We start from the raw sequence: 11,755 nt of genomic DNA on the forward strand, positions 1-11,755 counted from the left end.
GACCGGGTCAGCCTGGAGGTGGCCGAGGGCGAGTTCTTCGGGATCCTCGGTCCCAACGGCGCCGGCAAGACGACGTTGCTCGAGATCGTCGAGGGGCTGCGGCGCCCCGACACCGGCACCGCGAGCGTCCTCGGGCTCTCGGCCTGGCCGCTGAGTGGCTCGAGCGTGTCGGGCTGGTCGACAAGGCGGACACCCGGGTCGAGGACATGTCCGGGGGACAGGCGCAGCGGCTCTCGATCGCCTGCGCGCTAGTGCACGACCCGGAGGTGGTCTTCCTCGACGAGCCGACCGCCGCCCTCGACCCCCAGGCGCGCCGCAACCTGTGGGACCTGCTGTCGGGGCTCAACGACTCCGGATGCACGGTGGTGCTGACCACCCACTACATGGACGAGGCCGAGGTCCTCTGTGACCGGGTGGCGATCATGGACACCGGCCGGATCCTCAAGGTCGACTCGCCCGCGGCGCTGGTCCGCGGGCTCGACGCCCCGGCCCGGATCACGGTCGCGCCCGGCGCGGTCCCCCTCGACGAGGCCCGCGCGATCGACGACGTCGACGAGATGCTCGATGTCATGGTGCGCGGCGAGCCACCGTCGGCGGCGCTGCTCCCGATCCTCATCCTGGCCGGGTTCGCGCTGGTCGTGACTCTTGTCGCGGCCCGGCTGTTCCGGTGGGAGACCACCTAGCCGAACCTCTGTCGTTGCGTTGGCGGACGCTCTAGGGTGTGCTCAGCCCGACTGCCTGAGGAGCCCGGATGCACGCAGCCGACATCACCACGATCCTCCTCGAGCTCGCCCTGATCATCGTCCTCGCCAGGGCTGCGGGCTGGGTCTTCGTCAAGATCGGGCTGCCCGCGGTCGTCGGCGAGATCTGCGCCGGGATCATGCTCGGCCCGAGCCTCCTCGGCATGGAGTTCAGCCAGCAGCTGTTCCCCACCGACACCCGCCCGTTCCTCACCCTGCTCGCCCAGATCGGGCTGATCCTCTTCATGTTCGTGGTGGGGCTCGAGCTCGACGTGTCCCTGATCAAGGGCCGCGGCAAGGTCGCGGTGTCGGTCTCGCTCGCCTCGATCCTGCTGCCGTTCAGCTCGGGCCTCGTCCTGGCGAGCTTCCTCGAGGACCAGAACATCCTCGGCGACTTCTGGCCGTTCGCGCTGTTCGTCGGCGCGGCCATGTCCGTCACCGCGTTCCCCGTGCTCGCGCGCATCCTGACCGACCGCAATATGCACCGCACCGAGACGGGCGGCCTGGCCCTCGCCTGCGCCGCCACCGACGACGTACTCGCCTGGACCCTGCTCGCCGTCGTCATCGGCATCGCCGGCGGTGGCGGCGACCACGCGCAGTGGGTCGTGGCGCTGGCGATCCCGTTCGCACTGTTCGCCTTGCTGGTGATCCGCCCGCAGCTCAACCGCCTCACCGCCGCCTACCACCGGGCCGGCCGGCTGACGCCCGGGATCCTGTCGGTCGTGCTCGTGGGCCTGCTGCTGTTCGCGGCCACGACGGAGTACCTCGGCGTCCACTTCATCTTCGGCGCGTTCCTGCTCGGCGCGATCATGCCGCACGAGGGCGCCGCCGCTATGCGGCACGAGATCCTGGTCCGCCTCGAGCAGCTCTCGGTGCTGCTCCTGCTCCCCGTCTTCTTCCTGGTGTCCGGCCTCAACGTCAACCTGCGCGGCCTCAGCGGCGACAACCTGGTCCAGCTCGCCGCCATCCTCGGGGTCGCCATCGGCGGCAAGTACATCGGCGCCTACGCCGGCGCCAGGCTCAGCGGGGTGCCGCACTGGCAGGCCAACTCGCTCGGCATCCTGATGAACACCCGCGGGCTCACCGAGCTGGTCATCCTCAACGTCGGCCGCGAGCTCGGCCTGCTCGGCGACACGTTGTTCACGATGCTCGTGGTGATGGCGGTCGTGACCACGATCATGACCGGACCGCTCCTGCACTTCGCCTATCCCGCCCGCCGGGTGGCCCGTGACATCGCCGAGGCCGAACGCATCGCGCTGGGCGACCAGGCGTCCACTCGGGTCCTGCTCGTCGCCACCCCCGACCAGGACGACACCGCGGCGCTCGACGTCGCGATCGGCCTGGTGCGCCTCGAGCTCAACCCCGAGGTCGTCGTCGCCGCCCTCGAGCCGCAGCTGGTCGGCAAGCTCGAGATGGGCAGCGGCCTGACCGACGAGCTGGCCAAGATGACGGCGTCGATGGAGCGGCTGGAGGTGCTCGTACGCCGCGGCCAGGAGTACGGCGTACCCGTCCGGATCATCAACCACCCCAGCGCCGACATCACCGCCGACGTCGTCGAGCTCGCCGCTGCCCTGCGCCCGCAGTTCCTCGTCGTCAGCGAGGGCGACTCCTCCGCGACCGGGCTGGCCGGGGTGACCGACTGCCTGATGGTGGCGGTCGTGCCCGGCACCTCGAGCCCGGCCGACCGCACCTGGCTCCGCGTGACCTGGACCCCCGACACCGACGGCGACGCCGCCGTGGTGCTGGCGTGCCGGCTGGCCGCCTGCTTCGGGGCCCGCGTCGGCATCGAGACCGAGCGCGAGACCCGGCGCTACACCACGATGCTCGAGCAGCTCGGCCAGCGCGGCCTCCCGCTGGCCGACGGCTCCGAGATCGGTGACCCGCTCTCCGTCGGCTCTCTCGGTCGGGCCGAGGCGATCCGCGTGCGCGCCGAGGTCGACGCCGAGCCGACCGACTGGTCGTCGGTCGACCTCGGGGTGCTGGACCCACAGCCTTAGCGGCCCTCGCCTGCGGGCCGTCGGCCAACAGTGCGGTGGATCTGACACGCCTGGTGTGTCAGATCAACCGCGTCGATCCACGAGCCGAGCCGCGGAACAGACCGCACCCCAGCTTGCGCACCCTCGCTCCGGATCAGATGTCCTGCGCAGACCCGCCGTGGGTGTTGAAGGCCAGCGTGCGGTGGCCGATCCGGACCCGGGTGCCGGGGGTCAGGACCTCCTCGCCGCCTGCAGCCATCCGGCGCCACTCGACGCTCTTGGGGCTGTTGACGAAGGTGCCGTTGGTCGAGTTGTTGTCGATCAGGGTGACGTCCCACCCGCGCAGCTCGAGGCGGGCGTGCACGCGCGACACCATGTTGGACGCGTCGATGATCGGGATGCCGCGGCACTCGCCCTGACGGACCCGGTCGTCGGCGTCGGGGTCGCGGCCGAGCAGGTAGTCGGTGTCGAGCTGGAAGACCGCGCCGTCGTCGAGCACGATCACGCCGATGGGTGGCCGCTCGCCCTTCACCAGCACCGGCGTCTGGTGCACCATGTTGATGCCGCAGACCGCGCAGAAGAGCACGCGGGGGTCGTTGAAGTGGCGGTTCTTGCAGAAGACGCCACGCACCTCGGAGACCGCGCCCGAGGACGGGACGTCGCGCTGGTCGACGACCAGAGGCAGCGGGGCCGGTACGTCGTCGTCGTCGAGGTCGCTCAGCTTGACCGAGTCGAAGTGGGCCACGACATCGGGCTCGACCTGCGGCAGCGGACGGTCGCCCGTGGGCGACGGGTCCACCGGGGCGGGCGTCTCCATCGGCGCGGGCGGCGCGGGCGGCGCCGGGGGCTCGGGGGCGGGAGGCACCGGGGCGGCCTCGGGTGCCGGGACGGGCTCGGGTGCCGGGACGGGCTCGGGGGTGGGCTCGGCGACGATCTCGCTCATCGCCATGGCCGGGGTGGCCTCGACGCTCACGGAGAACCCGCCGGCGGGGATCACGCCGGCTCGCAGGTCGAACAGGCCGCTCATGGGCGTGCCGTCCGGGTCGACCGTGGCCACGACCTGGTCGACCGGCCACGGCACCAGGCGCTCGACCCACGACAGGGAGCCCACGCCGGTGATGGTCTCGCTGCCGACCGTGACGGTGGCGTCACCCGACACGATTATGGCGAGCCCGTTGCCGTGCGGGGCCAGGGCCGCGAACGCCGGCTCGTCGCCCGCGCCGGCGGAGAGCTGTAGCGCGAAGCCGCGCACCAGCTGGCGCCCGTCGCCACCGTTGGCCGACACCATCTGTGCCTGGTCGAGCAGCGGGGCGACCGCTGCGGGGTCGGTCGAGCCGACGAGCAGCACCACACCGCTGAGGCGGGCCAGGGTGCCGGACCCGGCGTGCGGTGCGAATGCCACCGACGTCCAGGCCGCAGCCGAGTCGAGCGAGGTCGTGTCGGTCACGTCAGACCAGCCTTCCGCCGAAGAAGCGCCACCGGATGTTGAAGATCCGCATCGGACCGTTGGTCCAGACCCAGATGAAGAGCCAGATCACGAGGAACATGATCAGGAACGCCGAGAACGGCACCTCTCCCTCGATGCCGGGCACCAGCTCGAGCTCGAGCAGCACCCACACGAGGATGCCCTCGTTGATCGCGTTGAGGAGCCCGAAGAGCGTGGGCCAGTCCTTCTCCCACCGCCACTGCATGAGGCCGTGGTAGATGACCTCCCAGATCACGCCGAGCACCAGCACCGTCGCCAGGATGATGAACGTCGTGCGGTAGTCGGGGTCGCCGGGCAGGACGGGGGTGATCAGCAGCGTGATGATGCTGCCGAAGAAGGCGAGCATGAAGATGCGGGTCTGGATACGCCCGTTGAGGGTCGGCAACATGGTCGGCGCCTCCTAGATCTGCTTGCCGGAGAACCACTTGAGCCACTGCGACGTGGACCGGAGCGTGCCGATCCGTTTGCCGAAGCCGCGCTTGGCCAGGTCGGCCTGGATCTCCTGGGCCGCCACCTGGAGACCCAGGAACGTGTCGACGCCGGGGAAGTAGCCGCCGAGCGTCGTCGAGCCCGAGGCGTACATGACCCCGTTGCCCGAGACCGTGCCCTTGAGCTCGAAGTTCCTGTCCACGTCGAGGCGTCCGACCGGGTTGCGCCCCGCGCCGCTGTGCTCGAGGAGGTCCTTGAGAAGCCGGTGCTCGGTGATGTCGGCCTCGAGACCGGTGCAGTCGATGACGAAGTCGACCTCGAGCGGGTAGACGCCCTGCGCGGTCTTGAGCTGGTTGAGGATCCGGCCGTTGTGCGGCTGCATGCTCTCGACGGTGCCGATCGCGAGCTGGTACCAGCCCTCCTGGCGACCCTGCTTCATCTGCTTCTGCCAGTAGCGCCGGTAGGGCGTGTTGGTGCCGCCCATGACCTTGTACTTCGCGGCCCGCTCGGCGCCCTCGAGCTTGCGCATCTCGGCCTTGAGCTGCCCGCCCCACACCGACTTGGGGTAGTTGAAGCCCTGGTAGGCCCAGCCGTCGGCGCCCTTGCGCTTCATGAACGGGTGCGGCTTGAGCGAGCCCGCGCCGTCGTTGGGACCGTCGATGAACGTGCGGAAGAGGTGGATGATCGTGGTCTGGGCGCCGTGCAGCAGCCGGTCGTCCATCAGCCGTTGGAGGACGCGGGAGGCGACGATGCCGCCGCCGCGCACGAGCACCGTGCTCGGCGTGGTCCTCAGCCGCTCGTAGACGTGCTCGTGGGACTCGTAGGCGTTGACCACGTGCTGGTAGTCGTTGTGCTCGGTCCGGTAGGCCTGCAGGTCCGGCAGGAACTTCAGGCCGGGGTAGCCCACGGCCAGGTGGACGTACTGCGAGCGGAACGCCAGCCGCTTCGTGGAGGTCGCGCCCTCGGGCGGGGTCAGGATCGTGAAGTAGCCGCCGCCGGCCCGACGTCGTACGACGCGCACCAGGCCCTTGGCCAGCATCTCGTCGTAGCGGATCCGGTTGGCCTCGCGCTCGATCTGCTCGAACACGAAACCGGCCTTGGGCGTGTAGAAGTCGTCGAAGACCGGCTCGACCAGGACCTGCCACAGCCGGCGCGGGTTCTTGGTGCGCCAGGCCTCGCTGACGGCGTACGACGGGAAGCCCCAGATGTTGTCGGGGCGCGACGCCGAGTCGGACCGCAGCCGCTCGCCGCGGGGGATCTGCGAGACCCGCGTGAGGTACTCGTAGGTCTCCCAGGGATGGTCGAGTGCGGACAGGATCCGGATCTGGCTGGTGTCCACGCCGCCGATGCGCAGGTAGTCGGCGGTGACGAAGCTGCCGATGCCGCCGCCGACCGACACGAAGGGCACGTCGATGATCGGGATCCCTGCCGAGGCGACGATCTCGTCGGTCCACCAGTCGGTGTTGAGCAGCTCGTCGGTCAGGTCGCCGGGGGCAGATTGTGCGGGCAGGTAGTTCTGGGCGCCAGGTGTCGGAAACACGGTGCCTGCGGAGGGGTCGATCACGGGCATCCCTTCAACGTCCTGAAATCCCTGCCGCACCGTACACCTCGTGGGCAGTCTCGGACAGGTAAAGCGCACGCCGGGCTGGGGATCGTGCCATGCTTCCTGGGCAACGAGATTCAGTCACGGATAGGAGCCCGTGTGAAGGGAATCGCCGACTACGAGTTCGTCCGGCCGCTCGGGGTCTCCAACTACGGGACCAACTACCTGGCGACCGCCCCACCGCGCCTGGGCATCGGCAGTGTCGAGGTCGTGGTCAAGGTGATCTCCGGGCCCACGTCCGACGACGCCTTCCGTCGCGCCACCCGCGAGCTCAAGCACTTCAGCCTCGCCGACTCCGACAAGCTGGTGGCGGTCTACGACGCCGGCCGCCAGGGTGGCGACTTCTTCTACGCGATGGAGTACCTCCCGCTGGGGTCGCTGGAGTCGCCCACCGGCACCCTGACCCGCGAGCACGGACTGCGTGCGGTCCGCGACGTCGCCGAGGCCGCGCATGCCCTGCACGAGCGCGGCATCGCCCACCGCGACATCAAGCCGGCCAACATCCTGATCGCCGCCGACGGTGGCCGGCTCGCCGACCTCGGCCTGTCCCAGCTGCTGTCTCCGGGCATGGTGGTGACCGGCATGGGCCAGATCGGCCTGGAGTTCACCGACCCCGCGATCATGCTGGGGGCGGCCGCGTCGAGGGCCTCGGACATCTGGTCCCTCGGCGCCTGCCTCCACTACGCCGCCACCGGGGTCGGCGTCTACGGCGACCTGCCGAGCCGCGAGCCACTGCTGCTCGTGCGCTCCATCCTCGGCTCCTCACCCACCGTGCTCCCCGACATCGAACCAGGACTGGCCGAGCTGATCTCGGCCTGCCTCGACGCGGACCTGCGCAATCGCCCCCAGACCGCCGCCGAGGTCGCCCAGCGCGTCGCGGCCCTAGCCTGATCGAGGTAGCCATGGAGCTCCACGAGAACCTCTACCAGCTGGGCATCTCCTTCGGTCGTGACGTGTTCGACGACGCCGACGGGCTCCGGGCCGCCCTCGACGACTTCCTCGACGAGGGCGCCGCGTCGACCGGCGACATCAACCTGCTCGTCGACGCCGTGCGGCTCGGCTCGTTCCGGTGGATGGTCAGCACCATCGAGAGCGGTGCCGAGCCCGCGCGCGCCATCGAGTCCGCGGGCGACCTGCTCGCCCGCGACCGCGGCAGCGCCGACGTGGCCGGCTCGCGCTGGGCGTGTGCCGTGCTCGGCTTCGCGGTCGGCAAGGTGACCGACACCGACGTACGTCGCTACCGGACGCAGGGCCCACCGCCCCCGCCGCAGGCCCAGCCGGCGTCGACCAGCCCGGCGCCGCCGCCCATGTCACCCACGATGGTGCCGCCGCCGGCCGCCCCCCAGAGCGCCTCGGCCCCGGGCACGCAGCTCGCGGGCCAGCCGGCGCCTGCCTTCTCCGCACCTCCGCCGGCCGGACCGGCGTACTCACAGCCGCAGCCGCCCGTGTGGTCGAGCCAACCCACCCCGCCGCCCCCGGCCAAGAAGAAGAAGGGGCTGCTGCCGCTGCTGATCGGCGTCGGCATCGGCTTGGTGATCCTGGCGGTCGTGTTCGGGGTGCTGAAGCTGACCGGCGACGACGACAAGGACCCCGGAGCCGAGCCCGACGACCCGAAGTCCGGTGAGACCACGGAGGTGACCGAGGACCCCCTCGACCTCGACTTCATCGCTATCAACGAGCGCTACTCGGCGCTCGGCACCCGGGTGACCACCGGCCAGTCGGAGTGCCTCGAGGGTGAGCTCTTGTCGGGCCAGACCGAGAGCCTCGACTGCACCTTCCCCCAGGGGACGCTCAACCTGACGACGTACGACACGCTCGAGGAGCTGGAGGCGGCCCGGCTCCGGGAGGTCAACACCGAGATCGGCGGCCGCTACGCCAAGGCGGCGTCGGGCGTCGTCTTCAGCTTCGCCCCCGAGGGCGCGACCCCGACGCTCTACTGGGACAACGACAGCGCACTGCAGAGCGGCCTCTACGAGGCCTCGTCGGCGACCGTCGAGGTCGGCGCGCTCGCCTCGGTGTTCCAGAGCGTCGGCTCCCAGGTGCAGTACCCCGAGGGCCTGACCGACCCCGACCTGACCGACTTCGCCGACCTGTGGGTGCGGCCCAACCAGTGCGACCGGATCCAGACACTGGCGAGGGGCGAGCTCGAGGAGAGCCTCTGCAAGGCGCGCAAACAGATCCAGGTCTATGTCGGGAAGTTCGAGAACAAGGCAGCCATGATCGCCTACCGGCAGACCCGGCTGCGCGACTCACGCCGGGACGGTCTGATCCTCAACCCGCCCGACTGGACCTACGGCGACGGGCCGGTCGAGGGGCGGCTGGCCGACTCCTACGCCGAGGGCGACCGGGTGCTGCGCTACTGGGACCTCAACGCCTGCCTGTGCTACATGGAGGCGTACTACCCGACCAACGACCTCCAGGCCCTCACCGACTGGTGGGTGGACCCGCGGCCCCAGGGCTAGGGGAGGACTTCGTCCTCCCTTGGAAGTACTCGCTTCGCTCGTACTCCCGGGGCCGGCGCCCGTCAGCGCGTGTGGTGCGGGTCCAGGTCGGCGCGGGCGAGCAGCGCCAGCGTGGTGTCGTCGCCGCCGATCCGGGCCGGCTCCTCGAGCCAGCCGGGCAGCCGTTCGCCGATCCAGGCGAAGCCGTGCTCCTGGGCGAACGCCACGAGCTCGGCCCCGGTCTGCTGCCACCACCCGTCGCGGTCGACGCGTGACGTGCTGAAGCCGTCGGTGCACAGGTAGCCCAGCACCAGCTGGTCGGCCGCGGCGTCCAGGGCGCCGACCCGCAGTGACGCGACGGGGTCGGGTTGGCACAGCGACGTGGTGCGGGTGCCGTCGAGGTCGGGGTCGTCGGGCACCGGTCGCAGCGCCTGGCCGGAGCCGGTCACCACGATCGCGTCACCGTCGCCGATCTGCAGGACGCCGACCAGGTCGCCGGTGGCGACCATGGCCAGCACGGTGGACCCGTAGGGGCGGGTGAGGTGCTCCCGGTCGGAGCCGCTGACGAGCGCGCGCTCCTCGGGGTCGAACGGGTGCTGCTCGATGTGGGCGTAGACCGCCGCGGTCCAGCGCGCGACCAGGTCGGTGCCGACCGCGCGCAGGGTGGTCTGCGCCTCGGCCACGTCGGTCAGGTGCGGCAGGGCCGCCTCGAGCAGCTCGAGGCTGAGGTCGACGGCGAGCGCCGAGCCCACGTCGCTGCGGAAGTGGAGCCGGTGGCCGTGGCCGTCGGCCACCGCGACGTACGCCGTGTCGCCGGCGACGCGCACGGCGTGGGAGTCCTGGAGCGGGAGCCCGTCGCGCACGTGCACGGAGCCGATCTGCGTGCCGGACAGTGCCGTCCAGCGACGGCTCATCCGAGCGTGCTCCAGATCGGGTCGCCCCCGGCCGCCGAGGGCGGGGTGTAGGTGACGCCACTCGTCCCGAGCACCGGGCGCGAGGCGCCGCGGCTGGCGGCCTTGGAGGCCCAGACGATGTACTCGACGAGCTGCTGCGGGTTGTCGGCACGCAGCAGCGGCACGTCCTCGTTGCCGATGAAGCGGCGCAGCGAGTGCATGTCGGCGTCGCGGCCGACGCCCAGCGCCAGCCGGACCGCGGCGGCGCCCCAGCGTTCGTCGAGGACTTCCTGGAGGCCGTCGGCGAAGCTGATGCCGGTGCTGTCGGTCGGGCGGCCGTCGGAGACGAGGATGATCGCGGGCGGGTAGGCGCTCGCGCCGGTGTCCATCTCGTGCAGGCTCTTGGCCAGCACCGACAGGGCGCTGCCGAGCTCGGTGAAGCCCTTGGGCGTCGCGGGCAGGCGCTCCCAGTGGAACTGGTCGATCGGGGTCGGCTGCTCGACGACCCACGTGGTCTCGGTCGCGAAGGCCAGCACCCTCACCAGCAGCTCGGCGTGCGGGTTGGCCCGGGCCTCGTCGCGCAGGTGGGGGATCACCTCGGCCATGGCGTTGTTGAGGGCCTGGATGCGGCCGCCGCGCAGCATCGAGCCGGACACGTCCAGCACGAAGATGAAGTGCAACGGCTTGCGCCCGAGGGCACCGCCCAAGCGATCACTCATGTTTTCCCCGCCTCGATGCCTTGGCCGAGCCGAGGATATACCCTGTTCCCGCTCCGGCACGGTCTCTTCGGCGGGTCTGCATCTGGACTCCGGTGACACCGGCAAGGGGCATTCTTTCTGGTGAACCGTGGCTGTGAGCGGAGGTGGTCGGCGCCCATGAGCCTGTCGGACGGGACCGAGGTCGACCTGGGGCCTCTGGGGCGCGCGCGGATCATCCAGCTTCTCGGCCAGGGTGGCCAGGGTTTCGTCTACGACGTCCGCCTCGCCAACGGCGAGGCGCTCGCGCTCAAGTGGTACCGACCCGAGTGCGCCTCGGTGGAGCAGTTCAACGAGATGCAGCGGCTCGTGGAGTCCGGGTCACCGCACGAGCGGTTCCTGTGGCCGATCAGCATGGCGCGCGTCGAGGGCGAGCAGTCGTTCGGCTACGTCATGAAGCTGCGCGACGACCGCTACCTCGAGCTGAGCTTCCTGCTCTCCAACACCGACCGCGACGGCAACCCGCTGTCGGTGTCGTTCGCGTCGACCATCAACATGTGCCGCCAGCTCAGCTACAGCTTCCTGCGGCTCCACGCCCGCGGCATGTGCTACCGCGACATCTCCTTCGGCAACGTCTTCTTCGAGCCCGAGCACGGCACGGTCCTGATCTGCGACAACGACAACGTCGGGGTCGACGACGGCACCAGCCGGGTCCTCGGCACGCCGTTCTTCATGGCACCCGAGGTCGTGCGCGACCTCACCTACCAGACCCTGCCGAGCACCGACACCGACCGGCACTCGCTGGCGGTGCTGCTCTTCTACACGCTCTTCCTCGGGCACCCCTTCGAGGGCGCGCGCACCGATGCGGGCCTGCGCGACACGTCGTGGCTGCTCAACTACTTCGGCACCGACCCGGTCTTCTGCATGCACCCCGAGCGCGACGAGAACCGCCCCTCCGACATCGTCCAGCAGTACTGGTCGATCTACCCCAAGTTCCTTCAGGACCTCTTCGTCCAGGCTTTCGTGGCCGGCGTCGACAACCCCGGGCAGCGGGTCACCGAGGGGCAGTGGATCAAGGCCATGGACCGGCTGCGCGACGGCATGGTCACCTGCCGCGGCTGCCGCGCGACCGGGTTCTGGGACGTCGCCGAGCCCGACCGCACCTGCCGTTCGTGCGGCACCTCGCTCCAGCCGCCCTACCTCCTGCGGATCGGGCGTCGCACGGTTGCGGTCAGCCCGCTCGCCACGCTGCGCACCGACCACCTGGCCTCCGGAGTCGACGAGTCGGTCGTGGTCGGGCAGGTGCGCGCCCACCCCGAGGACGCCAGTCGCTGGGGCCTGCACAACCTGTCCGACCGGCCGTGGGAAGCGACGTACGGCGCCGGCCAGCAGGTGCGCCTCGAGCCCGACCGCACCATGGAGATCTCCGACGGGCTGCGGGTCACCGTCGGCTCGGCCACCGTGGTGGCCGTCCGGACCCAGGCGGTCTGAG

At 70.7% G+C, this 11,755-nt stretch carries 10 protein-coding genes and 1 pseudogene; 6 read left to right on the plus strand and 5 right to left on the minus strand.

Annotated features, from left to right (window positions below; translation table 11 throughout):
• Positions 1-18 precede the first annotated feature (18 nt).
• The 3 genes and pseudogenes from BLR90_RS21245 to BLR90_RS08270 form a co-directional block, all read left to right on the plus strand.
• Positions 19-233: pseudogene (locus tag BLR90_RS21245) on the plus strand (ATP-binding cassette domain-containing protein); the annotation flags it as partial.
• Positions 207-683, plus strand: a complete 477-nt coding sequence (locus tag BLR90_RS21250) for an ATP-binding cassette domain-containing protein (protein ID WP_218029420.1) — start codon at positions 207-209, stop codon at positions 681-683. The pseudogene BLR90_RS21245 and the gene BLR90_RS21250, both read left to right, overlap by 27 nt.
• 68 nt (positions 684-751) lie before the next feature.
• Positions 752-2,737, plus strand: a complete 1,986-nt coding sequence (locus BLR90_RS08270; RefSeq protein ID WP_091024353.1) for a cation:proton antiporter — start codon at positions 752-754, stop codon at positions 2,735-2,737.
• A gap of 133 nt (positions 2,738-2,870) precedes the next feature.
• On the opposite strand, the gene BLR90_RS08275 is transcribed toward BLR90_RS08270, so the two are convergent.
• Genes BLR90_RS08275 through BLR90_RS08285 form a run of 3 tightly spaced genes read right to left on the minus strand, consistent with a single transcriptional unit; the run spans position 2,871 to position 6,201 of the window.
• The gene (locus BLR90_RS08275) at positions 2,871-4,163 is read right to left on the minus strand and encodes an FHA domain-containing protein (protein ID WP_091024355.1); all 1,293 of its coding nucleotides are present in this window, start codon (positions 4,161-4,163) and stop codon (positions 2,871-2,873) included.
• A 1-nt stretch (position 4,164) separates the two neighbouring features.
• Complete coding sequence (locus BLR90_RS08280) at positions 4,165-4,590, minus strand: hypothetical protein (protein ID WP_091024357.1); 426 nt, start codon at positions 4,588-4,590, stop codon at positions 4,165-4,167.
• 12 nt (positions 4,591-4,602) lie between these two features.
• Complete coding sequence (locus tag BLR90_RS08285; RefSeq protein ID WP_218029419.1) at positions 4,603-6,201, minus strand: FAD/NAD(P)-binding protein; 1,599 nt, start codon at positions 6,199-6,201, stop codon at positions 4,603-4,605.
• Positions 6,202-6,333: 132 nt separating this feature from the next.
• On the opposite strand from BLR90_RS08285, the gene BLR90_RS08290 reads away from it, so the two are divergent.
• Positions 6,334-7,125 (plus strand): serine/threonine-protein kinase, encoded by a 792-nt coding sequence (locus BLR90_RS08290; protein ID WP_091024359.1) that lies wholly within the window; start codon positions 6,334-6,336, stop codon positions 7,123-7,125.
• Positions 7,126-7,136: 11 nt separating this feature from the next.
• Positions 7,137-8,696, plus strand: a complete 1,560-nt coding sequence (locus BLR90_RS20960; RefSeq protein ID WP_170254334.1) for a hypothetical protein — start codon at positions 7,137-7,139, stop codon at positions 8,694-8,696.
• Between the two features lie 62 nt (positions 8,697-8,758).
• Here BLR90_RS20960 and BLR90_RS08300 read toward each other — a convergent pair whose 3' ends face one another.
• Positions 8,759-9,589: a protein phosphatase 2C domain-containing protein gene (locus tag BLR90_RS08300; RefSeq protein WP_091024361.1), complete on the minus strand. Its 831-nt coding sequence runs from the start codon at positions 9,587-9,589 to the stop codon at positions 8,759-8,761.
• The gene (locus BLR90_RS08305) at positions 9,586-10,287 is read right to left on the minus strand and encodes a vWA domain-containing protein (protein ID WP_091024363.1); all 702 of its coding nucleotides are present in this window, start codon (positions 10,285-10,287) and stop codon (positions 9,586-9,588) included. Before BLR90_RS08305 ends, BLR90_RS08300 begins: the two co-directional genes overlap by 4 nt.
• A 156-nt stretch (positions 10,288-10,443) precedes the next feature.
• On the opposite strand from BLR90_RS08305, the gene BLR90_RS08310 reads away from it, so the two are divergent.
• Positions 10,444-11,754 carry a protein kinase domain-containing protein gene (locus tag BLR90_RS08310; RefSeq protein ID WP_091024365.1) on the plus strand — a complete coding sequence of 437 codons (1,311 nt, stop codon included), beginning with the start codon at positions 10,444-10,446 and terminating at the stop codon, positions 11,752-11,754.
• The last annotated feature ends 1 nt before the right edge of the window (position 11,755 follow it).

Origin of the sequence: Nocardioides szechwanensis (assembly GCF_900103935.1) — a bacterium.
Lineage (GTDB): Bacteria > Actinomycetota > Actinomycetes > Propionibacteriales > Nocardioidaceae > Nocardioides > Nocardioides szechwanensis.